The sequence below is a fragment of the Parasphingopyxis sp. CP4 genome (genome assembly GCF_013378055.1).
Classification (GTDB): Bacteria; Pseudomonadota; Alphaproteobacteria; order Sphingomonadales; family Sphingomonadaceae; genus Parasphingopyxis.
Genome location: NZ_CP051130.1, coordinates 2559755 through 2584011, shown reverse-complemented (window position 1 = coordinate 2584011; position 24257 = coordinate 2559755). Strand labels below are relative to the sequence as shown.

Below are 24257 nucleotides of genomic sequence, written 5' to 3'. Positions count from 1 at the left end.
GCTTAGTCGAGCGTCCAGCCCAGCGTTTCGCCGGCCTGGAATGGCACTAGCTCTGTTCCCTCGATTGGCATGATATCCGGAATTTCCAGCGCAGCGCGGCGCAATGTTATGCTGCCCTCATTGAGCGGCAGGCCGTAAAAGCGCGGGCCATGTTCCGAAGCAAAGCCTTCGAAATTGTCCAGCGCGCCTTCGGCGTCAAATATCGCCGCATAGCTTTCCAGCGCATAGGGCGCGTTGAAGATTCCCGCACAACCGCAGGATGATTCCTTGTCACCGCGCGCATGGGGCGCGGTATCGGTGCCGAGGAAAAATTTGGGCGATCCGGATACTGCCGCCGCGCGCACCGCCAACCGATGCTGCTCACGTTTGGCGACCGGCAGGCAATAGGCATGCGGGCGAACACCGCCTTCGAAGATTGCATTGCGGTTGATTACACAATGATGCGGAGTGATGGTGGCGGCGATGTTGGCTCCGGCAGCCTTCACAAATTCCACGGCATCAGCGGTGGTGATATGTTCAAAGACGATCTTCAGCGCGGGAAAATCGCGGGTGAGCGGTTCAAGAATCTGCTCGATGAATACCGCCTCGCGATCGAAGATATCGACCTCATTGTCCGTCACCTCACCATGGATCAGGAGCGGCATGCCGATTGCTTCCATCCGCGCGAGAACGCCGTGAATATTGGCAACATCGGTGACGCCGCTATCCGAATTGGTCGTCGCGCCAGCCGGATAGAGTTTGGCGGCGGTGAAGATACCCTCGTCATGGCCTGACGCGAGATCATCTGCATCAATTGTATCGGTGAGATAGGCCGTCATCAGCGGCGTAAAATCGCTATCTTCTGGCAGCGCAGCCATGATCCGATCGCGATACGCACTCGCTGCCGCACTGGTTGTCACCGGCGGGATGAGATTGGGCATGATGATCGCACGCGCGAATTGGCGAGCCGTATAGACCGCCACGGCATCGAGCATTGGCCCATCGCGCAGATGCACGTGCCAGTCATCGGGCCGCCGGATCGTCAGAATATCGCTCATGCGCCTTCCCTTTGCACGGTCGGCCACCTAATTGAAGCCTATGGCCAACACGATGCTTGCCGACCGCGCCCTGATCCGTCTCTCGGGCGACGATGTCCGCGATTTCCTGCAAGGGATAGTTACCCAGAATGTGGACCGGGTAGAAGCGGACCAACCGCAATGGTCGGCACTGCTAACCGCCCAGGGCAAGCTGCTGTTTGACTTTATCCTTTGGGCCGATGGCGCCGATATTTTAGTCGATTGCGAAGCCGCAGCCGCAGACGATCTGGTCAAACGGCTATCTCTATACCGATTGCGCCGCGCGATCGTGATTGAGCGGGATCCAGAGCTGGCTGTTCATTGGTTGATCGACAAGTCCGACCACCCGTCAGATCCCCGGCTGGATGCACTGGGCCATCGCTGGTTAGGGCCAGCAAGCGAGCCGGCGGCTGGCTGGCACGCGCATCGCCTGTCCCTTGGCGTGGCCGAGGGGGTCGCCGAGCTCGGCAGCGACAAGACGCTTTGGCTTGAATGTAATGCGGAGGAGCTGAACGGCGTCGATTTCGAAAAGGGCTGTTATGTGGGGCAGGAGAATACCGCCCGCATGCATTATCGGAACAAGGTGAACCGGCGGATAGTCGTGGTGCCGCTCGATCAGGCCGACGAAAAACGCCAGCGCTGCGCATACCCTGATCTCGGCCTGGGCGTCGAACATCGTCGGGTCGAGGATCTGGACGGGATTGCTGTGCCCGATTGGCTGGCGGCAGCGATCGCGCCGGCCTAAGCCTGCGCGCTATTGCGTATCGCGGCCATCGGGAGCGAGCCAGCGCAGCGTCACCACACCCGCTTCGGTTCCCGGGACACGACGCGCATCTATTCCGGCAGCCGTCAATCGCGCGATCACCGCTTCGGCTTCTCCATCGACGCCCGTTACGCCCACCGGAACGGACAATCGCTGTCCGGCCCAGATGGCCAATGCAAGCGCGGTTTCTCCTGCACTATCGATTGCGCCATCCGTCAGGCTGACCACCGGCAAATCTTCCGCCGGCGGGATCACCTGCACGTCCCAGTCCTCGGCCCGTTCATTGGCGCGGCGTTCGAGCGCGTAATAGGTTTCGAGCTCAGCCCCCGGTAGCGCCCGGACCCGAACAATCGCGCGCCGGGCGGTACGATCGACCGTCACCTCATCCGCGGTCGTGCCCGCAATCAGTGCAAGTCGGTCGCTGAGATCGGCGATTTCCTCCTGGGTTGCACTTTCTTGCGCCTGCATCCGGGCGAGAGCGAGTTCGGCGCTGTCAGTGGTATCCTCAGTATCGACCTGGAACTGACGTAGATCGACCGATACCGGCCGGCCCAGCTGGCGTTCCAAGGTGCGCTGCGCACGCTCTTCAGCGCCGCCGACAATCTCCGGCGTGAGCACCGATGCGGTGATACGGATGGGCTCCGCGTCGAAGTCGAAATCGAGCTGGGAGATTCGCGCTTCCTGACCGAACTCATCGCTCACCAGGGCCTGGGCCTGGCGCGTGGCATTGGCTTCCCAGGAAATCTGGCGCAGCGAAAAGCCGAGGGGGATCGCCAGCGCGATAAAGACGATCACGATCACCACGGATTGCGCCGCCGTCTGCTTGGTCGTCAGATAGCTGCTGAAGCCATAAATCCGCGCCATGATCGCGGCGGTGAGCGCGATAGTTGTGAGGTTGGTGAAAAAGAGGAACAGTGCGCCGCCGAAAACGGCCCAGTTGAACGTTGCCAGGCCAAAGCCGATCGCGGCGAGCGGCGGCATCAAGGCAGTCGCGATTGCCACACCGACAATTGTACCGTCGCGCCCGCGGATCATCGCATAGGCACCGGCCAGGGCGGAGAATAATGCCACGCCAAGATCGAACAGGTTCGGCCGCGTCCGCGCTGCAATTTCCGACGTGATCGTCTGCAAGGGCGACATGGAGACGATCAGCGCGCAGAACAGGACCGCGACCAATGTGCCCAAGGCCAGGGCGCGGCCGGCATCCCTCAACCAGCGATAATCGCCAACAGCCAAGGCAAAACCGATGCCGAGGATCGGCCCCATTAGCGGTGACAAGAGCATCGCGCCAATCACCACCGCTGGCGAGGAAAGCAGCATGCCGAGAATGGCGATGCCCGCCGACATGCAGGTCATGAAAACATAACGCGGGGTCCAGCCGGATTCGCCGCGTACTTTTTCGATCACGGCGACCTGGTCAATCTCCCGGCACACCATCCGCCACCAGCGCCGCAGCAAAGCCAGTGATCCGGTGATCGGATTGCTGAACCCGGTATCGCTATTCTGTTCGCTTGCCATGCCGCCTCCCCAAGCTGGGATATGCATAGGCGCACCAGACAGTTGCGACAATTCCATCTTGCGCGGATTGATAATTGATACTATATATTCTTTATCATAAAACCGTCATGTTAGACTGATACAGCTGCGCCAAGGAGATTATCATGGCCCGCCCGCAATCCGATCATGAAGCGATCACCGAGCAGCTGCTCGAAACCGCAGAACAATTGATCCGTGAGCGCGGTCCGGTGACGCCGACAATCACGGAAATCGCCAATGCCTGCGGTATGTCGCAATCGAATGTCTATCGCTTCTTCCCGAACAAGGAGGCGCTGTTCGAAGCCTCGATCGAGCGCTGGTTCCAGCCGCTTAACGATATGATGGAAGAGGTGGTGGAGAGCGATCTTCCACCCCGGGAAAAGCTTTACCAGTTTTTCGCGCGACGCTTTGCCGAAAAGCGCCGGCGCTACGAGGAGGACCAGGACTATTTCCTGGCCTGTATGGCGCTTGGTGAAGAGCATAAGGATGTGGTGATGAGCTATGTCGATCTCGCCGACCATTATATGGCGACGATCCTTGCCGAGGCGATCTCCGATGGCGAATTTGCCGGCATGACGATCGACGGGCTGATGTCTCCGGTGAACACGATGCTCGCGCCCTATTGCGATCCCAGCCTGATCCCGCGTTATGACAGCGCGAATATGGAAAATCTGAGGATCGCCATCAACACGCTGTTCAACGGGCTCAATGCCAAATGCGCCGAGGCCCCGACAAGCAGCGGCACCCCGCTCAAGTTGGCGTCTTAGGACTTATTCCGCTGCTTCAGCCTTTGCCGGCCAGTTCTTCATCGAACCGGGCGGCGGACTGGCGTGCATCTCGCTCTCATCGAGCGCGGCCAGCGCCCGATCGCGATCGGCTTCGGTGAAGCTACCGGTGGTCAGACAAAATTCGACCATGTTGCCATTGGGGTCACGCGTATAGACCGAGCGGCACCAATTGTGATCGATCTCGAGCACGTCGAGACCGGCATCGTTCCAGCGCCCGCGCCAGTCATCCAGCTCTTCGCGCGTATCGACCGAAAAGCTGTAATGGTTGGTGCCCTGCGGCATCTTTGCCGCCGCGTTCAGATCATGCAGCTGCTCGTCCTGACCCGGTACGTCATGCAATTCCCAAAAGGCGATAAAGCGGCTGTCATCGCCATCCATACGGTAGAAGAAATGCTTGCCCCAGCCGCCACCCATGACAGGCGCGATCTCAACCTTCACCAGTTCAAATCCCATAACACCTTCATAAAATTCATGAATCGCCTTCATGTCTTTCGCGGCAAGGGCAAGATGGTGATAGGCCATGGCGCTAATCCTTCTTCCGGTTATCGACCATGCCCATCACGTCCGCCGTCGCGCCTTCGGGTGCGGGCACTTCGGTGATCGGTTCATCGACATCATCATATTCAAGCCGCAAGGCGCGGCTCATCACAGCGTGCATCATATAGGTGGCGGTGATGTAGGTGAGCTCCAGAATCTCTTGTTCGGACAGATGCTTTTTCAGCGTCGCGAACACCCCATCCGGGACCCGGCCCTTTTCGAGCACAAGACAATCGGTATAGGCGAGCACCGCACGCTGCACCTCGTCGAAACAATCGGCGACCGGCCAATGGGCAATCGCTTCGGCCTGCGCATCAGTCAGCCCAGCAAAGCGCGCAGCCTTCATATGCTGCGAATATACGAACCGCGATCCGACCGCATAGCCGGCCCGTGTCTGGCCGAGTTCGCGCAAGACCGGATCGAGCTTGCGATTGTCCGAGCGATAAAAGCCAAAGCCTTCGGTCGTATGTTTGAAGGCATCCGGAACGAGCGCGAAAACCGTCCACCAATTGCCGGGCGTTCCGGTGGCTGTACCGGGGTCTGCGACCGGATCGCGATCGCCGAACAGGGCGGTGTAGAGGGCGCGGACATAATCGTCTGCATCGTCGCGGGGCACTTGGGATAGGCGTGGCATGCGTTCAGCCTAGCGCAACACATTATGCGCCACCACCCCAATGGGTTGCATGACTTTCGATGCGATTGACCTTTGCGCGCGCAGAGCGTCATAATCACATCCAGGGGGACATTTCATGCCATTCACACGCGTCGCACGCAATCCGATCACCATCAGCGGGCTGCCCGTCACGCTCTTACTCCTCGTGTTGCTCATCCTTGCAGTGCCGGGCCCGGCCCATGGTTTCCAGGGATCGACGCTTGAATCCTTTGACAGCGAAGCCGATCTCGCCAGCTATCTTGGCGCGATGCGCGACATTCGAGAAGAACGGATGCGGGTACAGCGAGAACGCGCGGAAGCCGAAGCCGAACGTCGACGCGAATATCTCGAGCAGTATGAGCGGTACATGGAAGCGCGTGAGCAAGAATTACAGGAACGTGAAGTGGCGGAAGCCGCTTGGCAGGCTGAATCGGAGCGCCGTGCAGCAGCCGGCCTGCCGCCGCCACCGCCCCTGCCTGCGATGCCTGAGTGGCTTCCAATGCCGCCTCCTCCACCTCCGCCACCTTCGCCACCGCCGCCCGCACCAGCGATGGCTGATAGTGTTGCCGAAGAGAGCATTACCAACAATCAGACAGCCGGTGTCGATGAAGGCGGGATCGTCAAAATTCGCGGCGATATCCTTGTCATCCTGCGCCGCGGACGGCTGTTCACCGTATCGATTGCCGACGGGAATATGCGGCCGGTCGACATGATCGACGCATTTCCGCCCGACACCGATGGCAGCGCATCCTGGTATGATGAAATGCTGATAGCCGGGAACCGGGTGATCGTGATCGGCTATAGCTATGGTCGCGGCGGAACCGAGGTGAATCGCTTTCTATTGTCCGACGATGGCCAGCTGACGTTCGAGGACGCCCATCATCTGCGCTCCAATGATTATTACTCCGCTGACAATTATGCCTCGCGCCTGATCGGTAACCAGCTGATCTTCTACTCGCCGCTCAACCTGTTTCGCGGCGAAGACCCGATGGACGCGCTACCGGGCGTCAAACGCTGGGACGGCAATCCTCAAAACCGCGTGTTTCAGCGCGTTGCATCACCGCGCCAGATCTATGTGACGCGCGACATTCGCCGCAATGCCAGCGAGGCGATATCGACGCTCCATAGCGTTACGACCTGCGATGTCAGTTCGCCCGATTTCGATTGTTCCGCAACTGGTGTGATCGCGGGCAGTTCACGTGAATTCTATGTTTCGGGAGATGCGGTCTATCTGTGGGTCAGCAATGGCGACTTTACCCGGCCATCGAACAACCCGCGCTATTCGACGGTGTATCGGATGCCATTATCGGGCGGGGCGCCGTCCGCAATTGGTGCGCGCGGCGCGCCGATCGACCAATTCTCCTTCCGCGAAGATCCAAATGACGGCATGCTCAACATCCTCGTCCGCGCCGCTTCTGGCGATAATGCCATGTGGGAACCCGAAGCGCCGCGAGGCACGATCAGCCTGATTCGCGTGCCGCTTTCCGAATTTGGCGATGGCACTACCGAGGTTCGCCAACGCTATTACCGGCACCTGGAGCGCAATGAGGCCATGCCGCAACTCGAGAACCGGTTTGTCGGCAATCACCTGATTTACGGCCATGGCCGCAGCTACACTTGGCAGAGTCCGCCCAGCTATAGCAGCGAACCGACCGCATTTGCCGTACCGCTCAATGGCGGCGCGATAGCCCGTCTTAGCATGGGCCATAGCATTGAGCGGCTCGAAGTAATGGGCGCAGATGCCGTGATTGTCGGCAGCGATCTTGAGAACCGGCTAGGCTTCAGTGCGATCGAACTGGGCGGTGGATTGCCAGCGCTTGGAGATGCCTATTTCATGCCGGCAACGGGCCAGGGTGAATCGCGCAGCCATGCCTATTTCTACCGGCCCGATCCAGGATCGGCGGATGGCGCTTCCGGCACGCTCGGATTGCCCGTCGCACGCCAGGTGGAGCCGGAATATCGGCGGCTGTTCGGTAGCGCCGTCTCGATGCTGTTCCTGCGCCGGGACGATGGCCAATTCTCGCAAGCCGGCGAGCTCCGCGCCGAGGTTACCGGTGCCGTCGATGACGGTTGCCGCGCCTCCTGCGTCGATTGGTATGGCAATGCCCGCCCGATCTTCCTGCGCACCCGCACCTTCGCCCTGCTTGGATATGAGCTGGTCGAGGGCCGGATGGAAAATGGACGGATCAGCGAGATCGGCCGGACGAACTACGCGCCGACCAACCCCATCGATTAGGCCTCGCCGATCAGGCCCCGCCGGTTAGGCCCGGTCGATTAGGCGAGACTGAGGCCAGCGTTAGGCCGCGAGGTTCCGAAGCACATAATGGAGGATGCCGCCGTGGCGGAAATACTCCATCTCGTTAGCGGTATCGATGCGGCACAGCGTTTCGAACGTCTCGGTCGAGCCATCTGCACGGGTCATGGTGACCTCGACAGTCTGGCGCGGATCGAGATCGGCAACACCGGTGATGGTAAAGCTCTCCGTACCGTCCATGCCGAGCGTATCGCGATCAACGCCGTCTGCGAATTGCAGCGGCAATACGCCCATGCCGACAAGGTTTGAGCGGTGGATGCGTTCAAAGCTTTCAACGATCACAGCCTTGACGCCGAGCAGGTTGGTGCCCTTGGCCGCCCAGTCCCGCGATGAACCCGTTCCGTATAGCTCTCCGCCAATCACAACCAGCGGCGTGCCTTCGGCCTGGTGGCGCATGGCAGCATCATAGATCGGCATCACCTCGCCATCATATTTGGTGTAGCCGCCCTCTTTACCGTCAGCCATCTGGTTCTTGATGCGGATATTGGCGAACGTACCGCGCATCATCACCTCGTGATTGCCGCGCCGGCTGCCATAGCTGTTGAAATCCCGTCGATTGACCTGGTGGCTGGTCAGATATTCGCCAGCCGGGCTGTCTTCCTTGATCGCACCGGCAGGCGAAATATGGTCGGTCGTGATGCTATCGCCGAGCAGCGCCAGCACCTTCGCATCGACAATATCGTTGATCGGCGCCGGGGTCATTTCCATGCCGTCAAAATAGGGCGGGTTCGCGACATAGGTCGATCCAGCGCGCCACTGATAGGTGTCTCCGCCGGTGACATCGATCGCCCGCCACTCATCATCGCCATTATAGACATTGGCATAGCGGGTTTCGAACATTTCGCGGCTGACAAAGCTGTTCACCATGTCGGTGATCTCGTCATTGGTCGGCCAGATATCCTTCAGATAGACATCCTGCCCATCGTTGCCCTGCCCAATCGGCGTTTCATACATATCCTCGCGCACTGTGCCTTTGAGCGCATAGGCGACGACCAGCGGCGGTGAGGCGAGATAGTTGGCGCGTACATCCTGGCTCACCCGGCCTTCAAAGTTGCGGTTGCCGGACAATACCGAGGCGGCGACCATGTCATTCTCATTGATCGCCTTGGAGATCGGCGCGGGCAATGGCCCGGAATTGCCGATACAGGTGGTGCAACCATAGCCGACCAGATTGAAGCCCAGCGCGTCGAGATCATCGCTCAGCCCCGCCTTGTCGAGATAGTCGGTGACGACCTGCGATCCCGGTGCGAGCGAGCTTTTCACCCAAGGCTTGCGCTGGAGCCCAAGCTCTCGCGCCTTTTTGGCGACCAGCCCGGCGGCAATCAGCACATTCGGGTTGGACGTATTGGTGCAGCTGGTAATCGCCGCGATCGTTACATCGCCATGGGCGAGTTCATAATCTTCGCCCTCAACCGGCACTTCCTTGTCGGTGTCGGCGATGCCGAACACTTCGGAGAGATCCGTGTTGAAGCCTTCATCAAGGTCGGCCATCGACACGCGTTGCTGCGGCAATTTCGGTCCGGAGAGCGACGGCATCACCGTGCTCATGTCGAGCTCCAGCGTGTTGGAATAGATCGCATCCGGGCCATCATCCAGCCGCCAGAAGCCCTGTTCCTTGGCATAGGCTTCGGTCAGCGCGACATCCTGCTCCGACCGGCCGGTGAGCCGCAGATAGTCCATCGTCTTTTCGTCAATCGGGAAATAGCCGCAGGTCGCGCCATATTCGGGCGCCATATTGGCGATCGTCGCGCGATCGGCGAGGCTCAGCGCGGCAACGCCCGGCCCGTAAAACTCAACAAAGCGCCCAACCACACCCACTTCGCGCAGCATCTGCACGCAGGTCAAAACCAGATCCGTCGCGGTAATGCCTTCGGGCAGCGCGCCAGTCAGCTTGAAGCCAACCACTTCGGGGATCAGCATCGATACCGGTTGGCCGAGCATCGCGGCTTCCGCTTCGATCCCGCCCACGCCCCAGCCAAGCACGCCAAGGCCATTGATCATCGTCGTATGGCTGTCGGTGCCGACACAGGTATCGGGATAGGCCACTTCCTGGCCATTCTGGTCCTTCGAAGACCAGACCGCGCGAGCGATATGCTCGAGATTCACCTGGTGGCAAATGCCGGTTCCCGGCGGCACCACGGAGAAATTGTCAAACGCGCGCGATCCCCATTTGAGGAACTCATAGCGTTCCATATTGCGCTGATATTCGAGTGCGACATTCTCTTCGAACGCGGTCGGCGTGCCGAACTCATCAACCATCACCGAGTGATCGATCACGAGATGCACCGGAACTTGCGGATTGATCTTCTGCGCATCGCCGCCCAGCGATTTGATGCCATCGCGCATCGCGGCAAGATCGACAACCGCCGGAACCCCAGTGAAATCCTGCATCAGCACACGGGCCGGGCGATATTGGATTTCCGCGCTCGACTTGGCTTCCTTCTGCCAATCGACCACCGCCTGCGCGTCGCCAGTTGCAACTGTATGCCCGCCATCCTCAAACCGCAGCATATTTTCCAACAGCACCTTCAGCGTGAATGGCAGCCGCGAAATATCGCCAAGCTGTTCTGCCGCCTTGGCGAGCGAATAATAGGCATAGGAAGTCCCGTTCACATCAAGCGTGGAACGGGTGGAAAGCGTGTCGTGGCCGGTGCTGGTCAAAGGGATGGTCCTTCTGATCTGTGCCCGGCGCCGGAAGGGGGACTGCGCCAACGCGCAGCGACCAGCGGCCAAGCGGTAAATGAGTCGGGAGGGGTTTAGCGGGAAGGCGCAGCGAGTGAAAGACGCAACCCCGCAATTATGCTTGCGCCGTGGCTAACCGTCCTAGCGCCCGTCCACCGCACTCAGATCGCGACATCGAAGAGCGAGCGCAACAGCCAGCCGGCGCCATAGGCAAAGAAAGCCGCCATGCCGCCGATAAACAGCGTTTCGAGCCCCGATCGCCACCAGCTCGTCACCGCCCAGCGGCTCTTGATCGCACCAATCCCGAAAAACACGATACCGGTCATGCCGATCGACAGGGCCAAAGGTGCCTGGCCCGCCAGCAAGCTCGGCGTCACATAGGGCGCAAGAAAGGGCAGCAGCGGCACCGCGCCGCAGATCGCAAAAGCCACAAATGTCGCCAGCCCCGCACGCATCGGCGAAGGATTGACGGCCGCCAGCCCATATTCCTGGGTCACCATGAACTCGATCCAGCGGCGCTCATCCGCGGTGATCGACTCCACCGCCTCATCAAGCGTGGGAGGGGTCAGCCCCATGCCTGCAAGGATCTGGCGCACTTCTTCCCTCTCGCCTTCGGGGTCGGTATCGATATGTCGCGCCTCGATCTCCCGGATCCGCTCGACATTATCGATATCGGCCTTGGTGCCGCTATAATTGCTCGCGGCCATCGAAAAGCCATCGGCGAGCAGGTTGGCGATGCCGAGAATGACGATGATGCCGGATGATAACGACGCGCCGACCACACCGGCGACAATCGCAAATGTCGTAATCGCCCCATCAATCCCGCCATAGACAAAGTCGCGCACATAAGAGGGCCGCGATCCCGCCGCGAGCCGCTCCACAATCGCATCGGGATGATGGCTATGTTCCGGTGTCATACACATGCTCCCCTGGGGAGGAGAGGTATCAGAAGGGAGAGGCGGTGTCAGGCGGGAGGACGGGACGATGCTGGCATGACCGCATTCGCGGGGCTGCCCAAAATGCCTAAATGCTCGGATTGAAAACAAATATGTCGAGGAGGAGCGCAGTCAGCAAAAGTGGCGCTAAGGTCTTGTGGAGCAGCGGGTGCTTGATAAGTCCCAACACCATACAGCTGCCAAAAAGCACTATCGATGCGAGGTTGTCGAAGTCTAGCAGCGGCATACCGAAGCTGATCGGACGGAACAGTGTCGCCACGACGACCACCGCGGCAGCGATCAGCCAAAACGCTTTGGAATTGTCGAAATAATGCGTCTCCAGATCCACATCTTCTGCGGCCTTGGGATATAGCAGATGCGCTGCGATATAGAGACCGATTGGCCCGGCAAGCATCCAGAGCATGCTGCCAAAGTTCCAATGCTCGATCGATTGTAGCCCCCAACTTTCCCACCATTGCTGAAGCAGAGCGACAAAAACGAACACAACCAGCAGTGATTGCAGCCATGAGAATTTCCAGGATTCTCGATCCTTGAGCTGCCGCGCGACATTCGAAAGCAGGTCGGTTACGCCCAGTCCGACGATTAGTGACAGCAAGACCATCACAAACTGAAACTGAGTCATCCAGCAATCCCCTCGTTGCGTCGCCGCGGTGCGCTAATCATAGCCTATACTAAGCGAGGATGATCGGTAAGCCAGGATCATCAATGCGCATAGGGATCTCGCCATGACCGCTTTCGGCCAGAAGTGGATTCTCCATTACAGGTGTCTGCGCGCTCTCGACATCAACACGTGCAATTCCCTATCCTCGGTTATCGCTAGCGTCTCGAAGCAGCGACGAAACCATATCGTTGAACGCAGGACTAAACTGGGACTGGTTGTTTCGCCAATGAGTGGCGAGGCCTCGATCCTCGTTGAGCACAGTGGCGAATCGCGTGCGACTGCCCAGCCAGACATCTTCGTCCAACGCACCTGCGAGAAACTGAAGATGCGCGTTCTGCCAGGTCCTCAGGACATTGCCGTAAAAAGTTGTCAACCGCAGCGCAGCAGCCCCAGTCAACTCTTCGCCGTCGCGTCCTGCCCTCAATAGTTCGGCAAACTCGGGATTCTGAGCAATGAAAAACTCAATTTCGCTGAAACTATTTTGAAAATTGCTGGCAGCTTCCATGCGCGTGGCCACAGTGTTTTGCCGCAACTCAAAGGCAAGAAAGAAGATTCCTGCGATAACGCCAATATTTGCCGCCAAGAGGATCCAGCGGTTTACCCCGTCAACAATAGAATCCTTGTCCACTCCCATTCTCCCCGATCGGTTCTCCAGCCCGCGCTCGATGCGACTCTAAGGGGCAGCTTTCGATTTTGATACAACCATGTCCGCTTTCGGCCATATGCGGACGCTCGGGGTAGAAGAGCCTCTATCTTCCGATTCTTAACAGGCTGGGCCAATCACCGAACGTCCGCATTACGCTCAAGGCAATCTCTGCGCGCCGCCGATCGGTTGCAGAAGGAAGGGAAACGAAGACCCACAGAGCGGCTATTTGCTGTCGGGGTGCTGTCGCTCGATAAGCGTACTCAATCGCTGCGACGTAAGGTCCCGGAGGACGGACCCCCGTTCAAGATGTTGTTGCATGCGCGTGAGGCATTGCTCAGTGACGTTTTCAGAGTCGGCATTGTAGGCAAGGAGCGCAGCATCGATTTCCGAGGCGTCAATCGCGACGCCGCGCATTTCAGCTCGCGTTTGGAAATGGATTTGGCTTGGCAGGCCCACCTCGCGATCCTGAAGCGCCATTAGTGCGACAATACAAACAAGATCTTCATCAGCATTCGCCTGGGCTCCGACTTCACCGGGCAACAAGGCGCACAGCGAGATCGTTGCCATAGTAAAGCGGTTCATGAGACCTCCTACGATATTGGATGATCCACCATAGTATATTCTCCGTCCAATGTCCGCTTTCGGCCAGAAGCGGACATCCCAATCGACATCCCCCGCCATTTCCGCTCTAAGGCGCACCCGTCTTAAACGTTGAGGCATGCATTAGTGGCAGATCAATCTCCTGGGCTTCCCCCGCTTACGCCGGCGACTATCCAGCCCTTTTTCGATAATTTTTCCGAGATGGCGTTTCACAAATATCTCGGCATGCAATTGGTCGAGTATCGCGATGGCTATGCGCGGGTGGAGCTGCATCGCACCGAGCATACACCGACCGGGATTGGCGGGAGTGTGCATGGCGGGGCGCTGGCGACGCTGGTCGACATGACGGCGGTGACCTCCGTGCTCGCCGGGCTGCGCGAGGGCGAACATCCGGCCGGGACCGCCGATATCCAGCTCACCTATCTGCGCCAGACCAAGGGTGAGACCGTGACCTGCGAAGCGCATGTGTTGAAGCGCGGCAAGCAACTGGCCCCGGTTGAGGTGAAGGTGACGGACGATGAAGGCCGGCTCTGCTGTTCGGCCCGGGTGCTCTACGCCTTTCGTGCCTGAGGCTGCGCCATTTCCCATTGCGCCGGGCGGTGACGGGGCGCATGGTGAATGCCTCATTTTAGGGGTATTTGACCATGACGACGCCCAGCCAGGAGCAGATTGACGAGCTGCTCGAAACCAGCCTCTCCACCTCGCAATTGCGCTTGCAACAGGCCGGTTATTGCCCGCCGCATGCGCATTATCTTGATAGTGATGGCCGGATCATCGGGCTTGAGGTGACGGCTGAGGATATGCCCGATGCAACGCCCAGCTATGAGACGCTGGAGACGGTGTTGCAGGACCTGGCTGAGCGCGGCGAGGCGGTGGCCACCACGATCGGCGAGGCGATGGAACTGCATTATGCCGACGAGAAAGGCACATTCGATGGCATCGTCATCGCGCTGCGCACAGCGGACACGGCAGAGGATTATCTGACGCCCTTTGTGGCCCAGGAGACCGGATTTTTCCGTAAACGCATCACGATCGATCTGCTCGAAACAACGGTTAAGCAGGCCGAGAGAAACGAAATTTTCGGATAGGAGAAGTGAGGGTGTGATTATGTCAGACTCTCACTTTCGTTCGAGCGCGGCACCGGCCCTCTCCCCTTCCCGGCCGCCCACAGGGTATACTTACTGGGCGGCCGGGAAGGGGAGAGGGCCGGTGCCGCGAACTTCCGCCAGGAAGTTTCTGACAAAGATCTCATCGACCCAATAGGAGACCCACCATGCCGATTACCAAGATCAATCCCGATACGCTGCCCGATGCCGGGGCGCTCGGCTATACGCAGACGGTGACCTCGCCGCCCGGTGAGTTGATCTTCTGTTCGGGCCAGGTCGCGATCGATCGGGATGGCACGCCGGTGCCCGAAGATCTGGGCGAGCAGGCCAAGGTGGCGGCGAACAATGTGAAGCTGGCGCTGGCCGCCGCCGGCGCAACGCCCGACGATGTAACTGCGGTGCGGCTCTATATTGTTGGCCTGACGCCAGAGCGCCTGGGCGCAGTCGGCAGCGCGCTCCCTGCCCTGTTCAACGGCACCGCGCCCTGCGCGACGGCGATTGGCGTCGAGGCGCTGGCCGATCCCGAATATCAGGTCGAAATCGAAGTGATGGCGGTGAAGAGCTAGAAAAGAGTCGGGGTGCGGGCTGGTGCGGCGCCTGAGGCGAAGCCGAAGGTCTGACAAGAAAAGTGGGGCGCTTCTGTTGCTCGGTGCGCCCCGGACCGCCGGTATCCACTTCTGTTGCCGGGCGTGGTCCAGCCCCGTTATTTACCTAGTAACTTAAGCTGTGAAGCTTTGGGTTACGCAGCAATAGCAAGAGCGTCGTTATCGTTTGCTCTTATGAGTTGTGAACGGTTTCACGGCGCATTCAGGCCGGGCAAAAAGTTTCGTCTTTCAACACACGTCGATCCTGGTTCGGCCCCATCGGGAAAGGCGGGATTGGCAAGCCAAATCGCCCTTTTTGGTGGAGCCGCCGGGTACTGCCCCCGGGTCCGCTGTGCCTATTACACGACACCGTTTATCGCCATAGCCGAACCGAAATCCGGCACCCCCAATATAGGGGGCCTGGCGTTAATGGGAAGTGAGGAGAGAAAAGCGACTGGAAACAGACGGTTATTCGATCGGTTCCGGAGGTGTCTCCGTCCAGCATGAGTCCAATGTCTCAAACATGGCATTGACCCAACTGCCGGGTTGGGAACGGCCCCAGACTTCAAGCGTCGTCCGGGTGTGCTGGCCGTTGGCATAACGGCTCGGCATGCGGATTCGATAATAGGGCCCGTCATAGTTGATAAGATGGCTCCTTTCGTCTGCCATAAGCGGCAGGCGTGGTTCCGGGTCCGCTATATCGCCCAACGCGATTAACGACTGTCGGGCTCCTGGACAGTCAATGCTTGTCGTCCACCGCCGTTCTCCGTTTCGTGCCAGGCGAGAGAACCAGAATTGCGATCGGCCCTGCTCGTCGCGCCGATACGGACCGTAAAAGCCAACCTCGACCGGCACTCCGACCGCGCCGCGACGAAAATCTCCCGAAGCATTTGCTTCGGGATGGGTCAAAAACCGATTCTCAGGGCTAACGGCGCTATCCGACTGCACCATCAGCAGCATTAATAGTTCGATCATATTTCTCTTCCCCTAGCCGCAAGGCACTGCAAATCGCGTTACCCCGATTATTCCTTTTTCAGAGCGTCGCGGATCTCGGTCAACAGGTCGATTTCGCTGGGGCCGGTATCTTCCTCGGCTTCTTCGGCTTCTTTCTTGGCCATCATCTTGTTCGCCTGGCGCACCATCAGGAAGATGACAAAAGCCAGGATGATGAAGTTGATGATGACAGTGATGAACGCGCCGAGGCCGATCATCGCCACGCCGGCTTCCTTGAGCGCGGCATAGTCTTCGGGCGATCCCGCATAGTCCACCGGGATATCGCCCAAGCGGATGAACAGGGTGGAAAGGTCAGCCCCGCCAAAGATCCAGCCGACGACCGGCATGATAATGTCTTCGGTCAGCGATGTGGTGATCGTCGCAAAAGCGCCACCGATAATAACTGCGACCGCCAGGTCGATCACATTGCCACGCGTCACAAAATCTCTGAACTCACCGAACATAGGAACCCGTCCCCCTTGATTTGATATCGGCGCGGATATGGCACAGCCTGCTGCGCGCGCCAAGCAAACCGGTTTCCCGGCCTGAGGAAATATGCCATGCCAATGGCCTGAGTTAAGGAGTTTGATCAATGAAGTTTATGTCCACGCTCCCCGCCGCCGCGATCAGTGCGGCGCTTATCCTCGCGGCTTGCAGTGAAGGCGAAGCCACGGCGCAGGCAGAAGATAGCGAAAGCGCAGCCGAAGACGCGAGCGAAGAAACACCCGAGGTGCACGACGCAGCCGGCTATGCGGAAGATGAAACCGGTGGCCTGATCGATGCAGCCATCGTCGAAGAACTGAATACCAAGCTGCTCAGCTATCATGCCAGCAGCGGGCGGGACGTCCATGTGGTTCTCGGCATGAGCACGGACGGGCGCGATGTCGAAGAAGTCGCAGAAGAGATGCGCGCCGAACGCGATGCAGATGCACTGATCTATGTGGCAGGAAGCGATCAGGCGCTGGCCATTGTCGGCGAGGCGCTTGGTGACACCGCAGTGGGCGAAGCTGAGCTCGCAATGATTGCGCATTTTGAGGAAAATGAGCTGTCGGAAGGCCTGAATGCGGGCATCGACGCGGTCATTGCCGATCTCGGCCAATAGCGAGCGCGGCTTTATCGGGACGTCTTAGCATGCAATAGCAGTGGCTGAGTTTCACAGGGGGGAAAATATGACGAGAACAATGGCAGCAATGATGGGCGCGACAGCGCTGACAATGACTTTGGCAGGATGCAGCGGTGAAGCAGATACAGCGGACACCGAAGGCAGCGAAGCCGCAGCAAGTGAAGAGGCAGCCGAACACGGCGATTACATTACCGATGAATCTGGCCAGTTGGCGGAAGAGATCGGTGACGAAGCGATTGCCAATGTTAATGAACGGCTTGCGTCAAAGCATGAAGAAAGCGGACGCGACATCCATTTCTTGATTGTCGATTCAACCGATGGCGAGGATAGTGATACAGCGGCTGCCGCAGCGCGATCCGAAACCGATGCCGACGCGATGATTTACATTGCAGTCAATCAGCAGGAAATTGCCGTGGTTGGCGAGAATATTGATACGCAAGAAGGCGAAGGCGCCGCCAACGCGATCATCACAGCCTTTGACAATGGCAATTTCGAGAACGGCATGATGAACGGCATCATGGCCACCGAAATGCATATGGAAGACTGATTGTCGACAGACAGTAGCGAAGAGCGCGAGACCCACTGGGCCGGCAACTATCTTGCGATCCATCAAGAGGGTCGCTGGGAGTATGTGAGCCGCGTGCGCGGCATTGGCGCCGCCGTCATTCTCGCCATCGATAGCGATAAGACGGGTGACCATGTCATCCTGGTCGAACAATATCGCGTGCCTCTGCGCGCCAGTTGCATTGAGCTGCCCGCAGGCCTGGTTGGCGACGATACGGCCGGTGAGGCAGCTGCAGAGGCCGCCGGGCGAGAGCTAGAGGAAGAAACCGGCTACCGGGCCGGGCATCTCGAAAATCTCGGGCGCTTCTGCTCTTCGCCGGGGATGACGAGTGAGACCTTCACCCTGCTCAAGGCCACTGACCTAACCAAGGTCGGTGCCGGTGGCGGCACAGAGGACGAGAATATCACGGTGCACAGAGTAGCGCTTGCCGAGATCGCTGAATTCATCGCGCAACAGCGAGATGCCGGATCCATTATCGATGTGCGCATCGTCATGCTTCTCAGCGCCGGCTGGTTGTAGCTCAAAAATGCACTTTGGTCCGTTGACCGATTGTTCGCCGCGCTTTGCAGATCAGATGTAACGCGCGAATTCAGTCCCGCTATTGAGCCTGCAACCGGTCAATAGGGGAGGTTCCCAACATGCGATTTCATAGTCTATCCGTCGCCCTGCTGACGCTCAGCCTCGCCTTTGTTGGCGGCACTGCACATGCTCAGTCCGAAGAGGCCCAGGCAGCCATTGAACGGTTGGCGCCATTGGTCGGGACGTCGCGCGTCACTGGAGTGCGCCATGGACCGAATGGCGCAACAGATTTGGCCGCTAGCGAGGCCGAAGGGCGCATCATTTTGGGCGGCCATATCCTGCGCGAAGACACCCAAATCGAACAACAGCCAGGCGATCTCATCACCCTGCAAACCCAGTTCAGCTTTGACCAGTTTCGCAATCTGTATCGCATCGCAGTGGTGGATGACGATTTTGGATTGATGGACATCTATGAAGGCCGCTTCATATCCGACACGCTGCTCGTTGCTACAAATCTGCGCAGCGATACGCATTTTCCACTGGAAGACGGACGAGCGATGCACTTTCAATTACGGTGGGACTTCTCCGAACTGGTGGTTCATTTTGACGTGCTCTTGACGGTCGATGGCGGAGCGAACTGGCGGCCATTTTTCGAACTCGAATATGCGCATGGAGGCAGCGCCGAATAGGCTCTTGAATCACCACGTAAAACCAGCCTGCCGTTAACGATTCAGCCAAATGATCCAGAAGCGCTGGTTCCAGTCTCGGGCGGACTTTTTGTGCCTAAATTCGCGTTTACCAGTCTCGTTTACCGGTCATGCTTACTATTCCACCGATAGCATTCGGCGGAGGTATGAGTGGGTCTTGATCGTCAAAAGGCGTTCGACATCGCCGGGTTGCGCATATTGGAACAGGGACGGCCATCGCTCGATTTATCCGGGCTGTGCCGATACCGCACCTATCTGCCCGAAGCCGAGCTAAGATGTACGATCGGATGGCTGATACCGGATTATCGCTATCATCCTTCACTTGAAGATCATGCGGGCGGCCATATTGATCATGTGGCGCATCGCGCCCTGGCGACAGAACTTGGGACCGATCCCTGCAACGAGGATATCGGCCTCTTGGCTGCTCTGCGATTTGCGCATGATGCATCGGCCAATGCGCTCCGTTACGGCAATTGCCACATCTTCCTTGCCGAATTCATCCGGCGAATGCAGATCGTGGCGCGGCGCTATGGGCTGGATCCATGCTGTATCGAGCGGCGCCGGATCGTCCCTTCCGGATCGCATCACGGCCAATATGTGTTCAATGGAATATTGTGAGAGCGGCGGCACCGCCGTCATTGTCTCAAGCCACAATCCTAGCGAAAATTATCCGCATAGGCCTGGATCTTGAGCGTCCGCTCGGGACCCGGAACGACGTGATAATCAATGCCCTGCTTTTCGGCATAGGCTTTGGCGGCCTCAAGCGTCGGGAAGGTTAGCCGAACCTGCCGATTGGTGTCCGATGACCCGGCCCAACCCATCAGCGGGTCTGCGCGCTGCGCTTCGCTGGGCTCGAACTGTAGCGTCCACTGACCCACCCGATGACGGCCAGACTGCATTGCATTCTTCATCCGTTGATAGATACGCGCGGACATAATCATTCCCTGTTTCTGCCACTGCCAGATGCCGGAAGGCGACGTGCACCGTCAAGATGGATTAGCAGCTTTATATCCGATAGGGAGCCAGTCGAGGAGAGGGAATATGATCCGCACCATTTCGCTATGTATTTGCGCTGCTACATTTTCGACCGCTGCCTTGGCGCAAGACTATGACGAACCAGCCGAAGAGGCTCCGCCGCAGATCACTCTTGGCAATGGCGAGAATAGTGCAATTTTGGTCGACGGCGCGACGCGCAGTGGTGCGACGTTCCGGTTTCCGACAGTCAAAATTGACCGTAACGGCTTTCTGGTGATGCACCCGTTTCGCGACGGGGAACCCGAAGGGACAGTATATGTCGGCGCATCTCCGGTTCCCGCCGGCATCAGCCATAATGTACCGATCACAATCGATGACGTGCCGGAAGCTGGCGATATGTTCATCGTCATGCTGCACTACGACATGAATGATGACCGGGTTTTCGATTTCGGCGACGGGATCACGGTGCCGGACGTGCCAGTATTCGAGGGCAGCACAATGATTGCCCATCGCTACGCGGCACCAGCGGAAACCGAATAGCGAGGCCGACCAGCTAGTCCCGCCGGACGAAGGGATAGGCGAGCAGCCTCAAGAAGCTCTGATCCCGTTGCCCCTCAACACCGATGGGCATACCGATCACTCTTGCTTTGGGATTTGCCGAGCCGAACAGGCGATCCCAGATGGATAGGATCGCGGTATAGTTGCTGTCGGTATCCGCCCTGATCTTGTGATGGTGAATCCAGTGGATTGAGGGGGTCACGATAAACCAGGAGAGCAGCCGCTCGAACCGACGCGGCAGGGCGATGTTCGAATGATGAAATACGGCATTGGCCATCAGCAGTGCTTCAAACAGCAACAGCGTGGCGGCATCGATACCAAAAATGAGCGCCGGGATCAGGCGCATCGCTGCAGATATCAATATCTCACCAAGATGAAATCGGAACGCCGAACTTGCATCCAGATGGTCATCCAGATGATGCGGCGCGTGGAACCGCCAAAGGAACGGGATTTCATGATAGGCCCGATGCATTCCGTAGGTCCAGATATCGAGCACCAGCAGCTGGACCAGCAAGGCGCCCAGCGCACCGAGCGCAGTGAGCGGCACCAGCGGTTCCATGCCCGACGCGAACCGACCGGTTAGCGTCAGCAGCAACGGAGCAGCGGTCAGCGCGATCATACCAAGGCCGAGGTTTCGGAGTATTCGGCGCCAATTCTCTGCTGGCGGCATTTGCGCCACGGCCAGCCGCTCGAGGGTCAGGACGAGCGCAATCCATAGCGCCAATGCGCTGACGAGCCAGGGATCGGTCATTCTGACCCAAACCGCCGCGCGACGCGGCTTTGCCAGATCATAAGTAACGGCACGACACCAAGCTCCATTACCAATCCGAAACGATGGCCGTCGGACGGCAGTCCATACTCCATGACAGAGACTGCGCGGGCCAAGCCACCCAGGACGATCATGGCACCGAGCAATCTGAATCGCGCTGTCTTGCGTTCAATTCCCGGGACGCAGGTCGCAAAGGCTATCCCGACCATCAAAAATATCCCGGACAGATACCGAAAATGGCTGTCGAGATCGCGCGGCGGCGGATCATCGATCCCCGATAATATGGATGGCCCGATAATGACACTAGCGACGCCCATGGATAGCGGGACAAGGCAGGCGAGGCCGGCGGTGATTTGCAGCGCCCGCTTCTCGGCGCCCGGGCTCATTTCTTCGGCCTGCCCAGCAAATCGGCGCGAACATGGATCGATCGGTTCGCCAGCTGCACTTCGTAGAGGAAGGTGATCAGGCCGAGAATCAGCAGGCCCATCGCACCAACAAATGTCGCGGCCGTAAAACCGGTAAGTTCGATCTCGAAAAGCCGGGCTGCGAACAAGCCGCCTACAACCAGGCAGACGGCAATCATGGCAATGGTACCAAATAGGATGGATATGCCGGTGACAGTCATTCGCCGATCGAGCATCCTGAGCTCTTTCAGACAGTCGTCATGCTCCGGCCCAGGCTCTTGCGGCAAGATATCGGCGATGATCCGCGCCCGATCGACGACGCGTCCCAACCGGCCAGCGGCGAGAATGAGAAACTGGCCAATCCCGACCAGCAAGAAAGCCGGCGCCAGCGCAAGCTGGATGGTAATGGCGATATCAGCAGGCACTGGATCCATAATGGCAAACCTTTGCCCCTGGCCGGTGCATGGTCAAGCGCTGCTATCCAGTAACCGGCGTTTTCTGGGTTCCGCTGCACTGCAAAATGGCGCATGGCCGATCGCATGACGAACGGGGCATCCGCACCGCCGGCCCGCAAGCTGCCAGGCTTCACAGAATTCGTCGCCATGGTGGCTTCGCTGATGGCGATGACGGCGCTCGCCATAGACGCAATGCTGCCTGCGCTTCCGGCGATCGGCCACGACTTGAATGTGATTGAAGATAATGACCGTCAGTTGGTTATCGGTGTCATGCTGTTGGGCTTTGGTATCGCCCAGATCGTTCATGGACCTCTATCAGACAGATTTGGGCGCCGACCGCTGCTCGTCGGTGGGCTTGGCCTATATGCGCTATCAAGTGTCGTTGCAGCCTTTGCGCAATCCTACGAACTTCTGCTAGCCGCGCGCTTCTTTCAGGGAGTCGCCGTTGCCGCGACGCGCGTACTTGCCGTGTCGATCGTTCGAGATCTCTATGTCGGGCGTAAAATGGCCCAGGTCATGTCCTTCGCAATGATGGTCTTCATGGCCGTTCCCGTGCTCGCACCGCTTTTGGGCGAGATAATCATATCGATTGCAAACTGGCGCTGGATCTTCTGGATGTTTGCCGCAATTGGCATCAGTGTTGGCCTCTGGATCGGATGGCGCCTGCCGGAAACTCTCCAACCGGAAGATCGAATGCCGCTGACCGTTGAGCGTGTTGGGCATGGCTGGAAACAGACGCTCACCAATCGCAAGTCGCTTGGCTATATGCTGGCTTCAGCCCTGCTGTCGGGCGCGCTTTTTGGTTTCATCAATTCAATTCAGCAGGTGATCTACGATACATTCGGTCGGCCAGAAATGCTGGTTCCGGCTTTTGCCGTGATAGCCGGTGCGATGTCAGCAGCGTCTCTGCTCAACTCGCGGATCGTGTTGCGGCTCGGAACGCGTCTCGTCTCGCACAGCGCCCTGATCATCTTCATCCTGTTGGCAGCAGCGGCCTCATTCACGGCCTATGCGGATACCAAATCTCTCTGGCTTTTCCTGATCCTGCTGTCCCTCAATATGGGCGCGTTCGGCCTGTGCGGCGCGAATTTCGGCGCGATGGCGATGGAGGATATGGGCGCAATCGCTGGAACGGCCAGCTCGGGGCAAGGCGCAGTAGGCGTCTTGCTCGGGGCGTTGATCGGGGTCAGCATCGGTCAGCTATATGACGGCACGACCTTACCGCTATCTCTCGGTTTTCTGGTCTGCGGCTGCCTCGCTCTTGTCTGCGTCTTCGTCACTGAAAAGAGACGCCTGTTCGTCGAAGACGAGCTCGCAACCGAGCCGGCGCGCACCTGATTCAGCAGGCGCACGCCGTCCCTTGCTCTTGATGACCTATGGACGGCGGAACCGCATCAAGACCTTGTCGGTCCGATGGCGGATCGCCGGATCGAATGCTGACAATGTGGTATCATCATCCGGATTGCGCAGCAGATCGCTTTCCGCCTCCAGTACAAATCCCGCGGCCTCGAACTCGCGACGGATGACCGCCGGATCAATCCGGTGGAGCGCTTCAACGCTTTCGCGCGGCGGCATTCCTGCGGGCGCCACGCTATCGATGACGCCGACGGTTCCGCCAGGTTTCAGTGCCTCAAAAATGCCGGCCAGGAACATTTGTGGTGTCTGGCGAATGAAGCCGAACTGATCGCTCTCGAAATATACATCATGAAAGATCAGGCTGAGCATCACGAAATCTAGGCTGGCGGCCGGATAGTTGATCTCCTGCACGCTGCCGATATCGGCCCGGCTGTTCGCATTGCGTTCGATTATCGCATCAGCTTGCGCGCGAAAATCTTCGCGCGCTTCATACGGCACCTCGGGAACGCTGCCGATCACCAGTCCATCATCACCAACAATGCGCGCCAGCATATCCATCCAATATCCGCCGCCCATGGCGACTTCGAGGATATTGTCGCCGGGTTCGACGCCAAAAAATTCAAGGACTTCCGCCGGTCTGCGATGTTCGTCGAGCGCGACCATGGCTTCGGGCCGGCCTTCCGGTGCTGCAGCCTCCGCATAAATGCTGGAAGCGGTTGTCGCTTGCGCCGATGCGGGTGTGAAGGGAGCCGTCGCGCAAAGCAGTGCGACCGGCGCCAGGAAAAGTGCAAGTTTCGAATGCATGGTATTGTCCCCTTATCAATGGCAGCCTGACTGCGGCGTGGCGCGAGTGCAAGGCAATAGGGTTTCGACCAACATCATGATGCAGGTTTCGAGTGCCATCGCGCTTCGACGAACACCCCCCCCCGCCCGCGCCCAATAGCCAAGCACCG

Annotated in this window: 29 protein-coding genes and 1 other RNA gene; 13 read left to right on the top strand and 17 right to left on the bottom strand. The window is 58.7% G+C overall.

From position 1 onward, the window contains the following. Positions 1–2: 2 nt before the first annotated feature. Entirely contained in the window at positions 3–1037 is a 1035-nt protein-coding gene (pyrC, locus tag HFP51_RS12770; RefSeq protein ID WP_176876103.1) for a dihydroorotase, read from the bottom strand. 40 nt (positions 1038–1077) lie between these two features. Between pyrC and HFP51_RS12765 the strand changes: the two genes are divergently transcribed. After that, a complete protein-coding gene (locus HFP51_RS12765) occupies positions 1078–1800 on the top strand; it encodes a folate-binding protein YgfZ (RefSeq protein ID WP_176876102.1) in 723 nt (240 codons plus the stop codon). A 9-nt stretch (positions 1801–1809) separates the two neighbouring features. Here HFP51_RS12765 and HFP51_RS12760 read toward each other — a convergent pair whose 3' ends face one another. Then, entirely contained in the window at positions 1810–3336 is a 1527-nt protein-coding gene (locus HFP51_RS12760) for a DUF389 domain-containing protein (RefSeq protein ID WP_255454665.1), read from the bottom strand. A 143-nt stretch (positions 3337–3479) separates the two neighbouring features. Here HFP51_RS12760 and HFP51_RS12755 point away from each other — a divergent pair, with 143 nt between their 5' ends. Next, complete coding sequence (locus HFP51_RS12755) at positions 3480–4121, top strand: TetR/AcrR family transcriptional regulator (RefSeq protein ID WP_176876100.1); 642 nt, start codon at positions 3480–3482, stop codon at positions 4119–4121. Between the two features lie 3 nt (positions 4122–4124). Here the strand turns inward: HFP51_RS12755 and HFP51_RS12750 are convergent, their stop codons facing one another. After that, positions 4125–4664, bottom strand: a complete 540-nt coding sequence (locus tag HFP51_RS12750; protein WP_176876099.1) for a VOC family protein — start codon at positions 4662–4664, stop codon at positions 4125–4127. Positions 4665–4668: 4 nt separating this feature from the next. Then, a complete protein-coding gene (locus HFP51_RS12745) occupies positions 4669–5313 on the bottom strand; it encodes a carboxymuconolactone decarboxylase family protein (protein ID WP_176876098.1) in 645 nt (214 codons plus the stop codon). A 115-nt stretch (positions 5314–5428) separates the two neighbouring features. On the opposite strand from HFP51_RS12745, the gene HFP51_RS12740 reads away from it, so the two are divergent. Continuing rightward, complete coding sequence (locus tag HFP51_RS12740) at positions 5429–7567, top strand: beta-propeller domain-containing protein (RefSeq protein ID WP_176876097.1); 2139 nt, start codon at positions 5429–5431, stop codon at positions 7565–7567. A gap of 60 nt (positions 7568–7627) precedes the next feature. Here HFP51_RS12740 and acnA read toward each other — a convergent pair whose 3' ends face one another. From acnA to HFP51_RS12715, 5 genes are all read right to left on the bottom strand, one after another. After that, entirely contained in the window at positions 7628–10306 is a 2679-nt protein-coding gene (gene acnA / locus HFP51_RS12735; RefSeq protein WP_176876096.1) for an aconitate hydratase AcnA, read from the bottom strand. A 182-nt stretch (positions 10307–10488) separates the two neighbouring features. Continuing rightward, positions 10489–11244, bottom strand: a complete 756-nt coding sequence (locus HFP51_RS12730; RefSeq protein ID WP_176876095.1) for a VIT1/CCC1 transporter family protein — start codon at positions 11242–11244, stop codon at positions 10489–10491. A 106-nt stretch (positions 11245–11350) separates the two neighbouring features. Further along, the gene (locus tag HFP51_RS12725) at positions 11351–11905 is read right to left on the bottom strand and encodes a hypothetical protein (RefSeq protein WP_176876094.1); all 555 of its coding nucleotides are present in this window, start codon (positions 11903–11905) and stop codon (positions 11351–11353) included. Between the two features lie 178 nt (positions 11906–12083). Then, on the bottom strand, positions 12084–12572 hold the full coding sequence (locus tag HFP51_RS12720; RefSeq protein ID WP_176876093.1) for a hypothetical protein: 489 nt from the start codon (positions 12570–12572) through the stop codon (positions 12084–12086). Between the two features lie 240 nt (positions 12573–12812). After that, on the bottom strand, positions 12813–13172 hold the full coding sequence (locus HFP51_RS12715; RefSeq protein ID WP_176876092.1) for a hypothetical protein: 360 nt from the start codon (positions 13170–13172) through the stop codon (positions 12813–12815). Between the two features lie 144 nt (positions 13173–13316). Between HFP51_RS12715 and HFP51_RS12710 the strand changes: the two genes are divergently transcribed. From HFP51_RS12710 to HFP51_RS12700, 3 genes are all read left to right on the top strand, one after another. Further along, complete coding sequence (locus HFP51_RS12710) at positions 13317–13760, top strand: PaaI family thioesterase (RefSeq protein WP_176876091.1); 444 nt, start codon at positions 13317–13319, stop codon at positions 13758–13760. Between the two features lie 74 nt (positions 13761–13834). Further along, entirely contained in the window at positions 13835–14278 is a 444-nt protein-coding gene (locus HFP51_RS12705) for a hypothetical protein (protein ID WP_176876090.1), read from the top strand. 185 nt (positions 14279–14463) lie between these two features. After that, the gene (locus tag HFP51_RS12700; protein WP_176876089.1) at positions 14464–14862 is read left to right on the top strand and encodes a RidA family protein; all 399 of its coding nucleotides are present in this window, start codon (positions 14464–14466) and stop codon (positions 14860–14862) included. A 61-nt stretch (positions 14863–14923) separates the two neighbouring features. On the opposite strand, the gene ssrA is transcribed toward HFP51_RS12700, so the two are convergent. From ssrA to mscL, 3 genes are all read right to left on the bottom strand, one after another. Then, positions 14924–15320: a transfer-messenger RNA gene (ssrA, locus tag HFP51_RS12695) on the bottom strand. 28 nt (positions 15321–15348) lie between these two features. After that, positions 15349–15855 (bottom strand): hypothetical protein, encoded by a 507-nt coding sequence (locus HFP51_RS12690; protein WP_176876088.1) that lies wholly within the window; start codon positions 15853–15855, stop codon positions 15349–15351. A gap of 47 nt (positions 15856–15902) precedes the next feature. Then, entirely contained in the window at positions 15903–16337 is a 435-nt protein-coding gene (gene mscL / locus HFP51_RS12685) for a large conductance mechanosensitive channel protein MscL (RefSeq protein WP_176876087.1), read from the bottom strand. 128 nt (positions 16338–16465) lie between these two features. Here mscL and HFP51_RS12680 point away from each other — a divergent pair, with 128 nt between their 5' ends. From HFP51_RS12680 to HFP51_RS12660, 5 genes are all read left to right on the top strand, one after another. Next, a complete protein-coding gene (locus HFP51_RS12680; protein ID WP_176876086.1) occupies positions 16466–16975 on the top strand; it encodes a TPM domain-containing protein in 510 nt (169 codons plus the stop codon). Between the two features lie 67 nt (positions 16976–17042). Beyond that, a complete protein-coding gene (locus HFP51_RS12675) occupies positions 17043–17543 on the top strand; it encodes a TPM domain-containing protein (RefSeq protein ID WP_176876085.1) in 501 nt (166 codons plus the stop codon). Beyond that, positions 17544–18080, top strand: coding sequence for an NUDIX hydrolase (locus tag HFP51_RS12670; protein WP_176876084.1), 537 nt, complete (start codon positions 17544–17546; stop codon positions 18078–18080). A gap of 119 nt (positions 18081–18199) precedes the next feature. Next, entirely contained in the window at positions 18200–18769 is a 570-nt protein-coding gene (locus tag HFP51_RS12665) for a hypothetical protein (RefSeq protein WP_176876083.1), read from the top strand. A 168-nt stretch (positions 18770–18937) separates the two neighbouring features. Next, a complete protein-coding gene (locus HFP51_RS12660; protein WP_176876082.1) occupies positions 18938–19405 on the top strand; it encodes a hypothetical protein in 468 nt (155 codons plus the stop codon). A 38-nt stretch (positions 19406–19443) separates the two neighbouring features. Here HFP51_RS12660 and HFP51_RS12655 read toward each other — a convergent pair whose 3' ends face one another. After that, entirely contained in the window at positions 19444–19722 is a 279-nt protein-coding gene (locus tag HFP51_RS12655) for an ETC complex I subunit (RefSeq protein WP_176876081.1), read from the bottom strand. 106 nt (positions 19723–19828) lie between these two features. Here HFP51_RS12655 and HFP51_RS12650 point away from each other — a divergent pair, with 106 nt between their 5' ends. Beyond that, positions 19829–20302 (top strand): hypothetical protein, encoded by a 474-nt coding sequence (locus HFP51_RS12650; RefSeq protein ID WP_176876080.1) that lies wholly within the window; start codon positions 19829–19831, stop codon positions 20300–20302. Positions 20303–20315: 13 nt separating this feature from the next. On the opposite strand, the gene HFP51_RS12645 is transcribed toward HFP51_RS12650, so the two are convergent. Genes HFP51_RS12645 through HFP51_RS12635 form a run of 3 tightly spaced genes read right to left on the bottom strand, consistent with a single transcriptional unit; the run spans position 20316 to position 21927 of the window. Next, complete coding sequence (locus HFP51_RS12645) at positions 20316–21071, bottom strand: sterol desaturase family protein (protein WP_176876079.1); 756 nt, start codon at positions 21069–21071, stop codon at positions 20316–20318. Continuing rightward, positions 21068–21475: a DUF4345 domain-containing protein gene (locus HFP51_RS12640; protein ID WP_176876078.1), complete on the bottom strand. Its 408-nt coding sequence runs from the start codon at positions 21473–21475 to the stop codon at positions 21068–21070. Before HFP51_RS12640 ends, HFP51_RS12645 begins: the two co-directional genes overlap by 4 nt. Then, positions 21472–21927 carry a DUF2721 domain-containing protein gene (locus HFP51_RS12635; protein WP_370462918.1) on the bottom strand — a complete coding sequence of 152 codons (456 nt, stop codon included), beginning with the start codon at positions 21925–21927 and terminating at the stop codon, positions 21472–21474. Before HFP51_RS12635 ends, HFP51_RS12640 begins: the two co-directional genes overlap by 4 nt. A gap of 93 nt (positions 21928–22020) precedes the next feature. Here HFP51_RS12635 and HFP51_RS12630 point away from each other — a divergent pair, with 93 nt between their 5' ends. Further along, complete coding sequence (locus HFP51_RS12630; protein ID WP_255454664.1) at positions 22021–23286, top strand: multidrug effflux MFS transporter; 1266 nt, start codon at positions 22021–22023, stop codon at positions 23284–23286. Positions 23287–23322: 36 nt separating this feature from the next. On the opposite strand, the gene HFP51_RS12625 is transcribed toward HFP51_RS12630, so the two are convergent. Further along, a complete protein-coding gene (locus HFP51_RS12625; RefSeq protein ID WP_176876076.1) occupies positions 23323–24108 on the bottom strand; it encodes a class I SAM-dependent methyltransferase in 786 nt (261 codons plus the stop codon). Positions 24109–24257: the final 149 nt, after the last annotated feature.

Excerpts from the sequence above, each read along its gene's own strand:
- pyrC (WP_176876103.1), bottom strand. The coding sequence starts at position 1,037 with ATGAGCGATATTCTGACGATCCGGCGGCCCGATGACTGGCACGTGCAT.
- HFP51_RS12765 (WP_176876102.1), top strand. The coding sequence starts at position 1,078 with ATGGCCAACACGATGCTTGCCGACCGCGCCCTGATCCGTCTCTCGGGC.
- HFP51_RS12760 (WP_255454665.1), bottom strand. The coding sequence starts at position 3,336 with ATGGCAAGCGAACAGAATAGCGATACCGGGTTCAGCAATCCGATCACC.
- HFP51_RS12755 (WP_176876100.1), top strand. The coding sequence starts at position 3,480 with ATGGCCCGCCCGCAATCCGATCATGAAGCGATCACCGAGCAGCTGCTC.
- HFP51_RS12750 (WP_176876099.1), bottom strand. The coding sequence starts at position 4,664 with ATGGCCTATCACCATCTTGCCCTTGCCGCGAAAGACATGAAGGCGATT.
- HFP51_RS12745 (WP_176876098.1), bottom strand. The coding sequence starts at position 5,313 with ATGCCACGCCTATCCCAAGTGCCCCGCGACGATGCAGACGATTATGTC.
- HFP51_RS12740 (WP_176876097.1), top strand. The coding sequence starts at position 5,429 with ATGCCATTCACACGCGTCGCACGCAATCCGATCACCATCAGCGGGCTG.
- HFP51_RS12730 (WP_176876095.1), bottom strand. The coding sequence starts at position 11,244 with ATGACACCGGAACATAGCCATCATCCCGATGCGATTGTGGAGCGGCTC.
- HFP51_RS12725 (WP_176876094.1), bottom strand. The coding sequence starts at position 11,905 with ATGACTCAGTTTCAGTTTGTGATGGTCTTGCTGTCACTAATCGTCGGA.
- HFP51_RS12715 (WP_176876092.1), bottom strand. The coding sequence starts at position 13,172 with ATGAACCGCTTTACTATGGCAACGATCTCGCTGTGCGCCTTGTTGCCC.
- HFP51_RS12705 (WP_176876090.1), top strand. The coding sequence starts at position 13,835 with ATGACGACGCCCAGCCAGGAGCAGATTGACGAGCTGCTCGAAACCAGC.
- HFP51_RS12700 (WP_176876089.1), top strand. The coding sequence starts at position 14,464 with ATGCCGATTACCAAGATCAATCCCGATACGCTGCCCGATGCCGGGGCG.
- HFP51_RS12690 (WP_176876088.1), bottom strand. The coding sequence starts at position 15,855 with ATGATCGAACTATTAATGCTGCTGATGGTGCAGTCGGATAGCGCCGTT.
- mscL (WP_176876087.1), bottom strand. The coding sequence starts at position 16,337 with ATGTTCGGTGAGTTCAGAGATTTTGTGACGCGTGGCAATGTGATCGAC.
- HFP51_RS12680 (WP_176876086.1), top strand. The coding sequence starts at position 16,466 with ATGAAGTTTATGTCCACGCTCCCCGCCGCCGCGATCAGTGCGGCGCTT.
- HFP51_RS12675 (WP_176876085.1), top strand. The coding sequence starts at position 17,043 with ATGACGAGAACAATGGCAGCAATGATGGGCGCGACAGCGCTGACAATG.
- HFP51_RS12665 (WP_176876083.1), top strand. The coding sequence starts at position 18,200 with ATGCGATTTCATAGTCTATCCGTCGCCCTGCTGACGCTCAGCCTCGCC.
- HFP51_RS12655 (WP_176876081.1), bottom strand. The coding sequence starts at position 19,722 with ATGTCCGCGCGTATCTATCAACGGATGAAGAATGCAATGCAGTCTGGC.
- HFP51_RS12650 (WP_176876080.1), top strand. The coding sequence starts at position 19,829 with ATGATCCGCACCATTTCGCTATGTATTTGCGCTGCTACATTTTCGACC.
- HFP51_RS12645 (WP_176876079.1), bottom strand. The coding sequence starts at position 21,071 with ATGACCGATCCCTGGCTCGTCAGCGCATTGGCGCTATGGATTGCGCTC.
- HFP51_RS12640 (WP_176876078.1), bottom strand. The coding sequence starts at position 21,475 with ATGAGCCCGGGCGCCGAGAAGCGGGCGCTGCAAATCACCGCCGGCCTC.
- HFP51_RS12635 (WP_370462918.1), bottom strand. The coding sequence starts at position 21,927 with ATGGATCCAGTGCCTGCTGATATCGCCATTACCATCCAGCTTGCGCTG.
- HFP51_RS12630 (WP_255454664.1), top strand. The coding sequence starts at position 22,021 with ATGGCCGATCGCATGACGAACGGGGCATCCGCACCGCCGGCCCGCAAG.
- HFP51_RS12625 (WP_176876076.1), bottom strand. The coding sequence starts at position 24,108 with ATGCATTCGAAACTTGCACTTTTCCTGGCGCCGGTCGCACTGCTTTGC.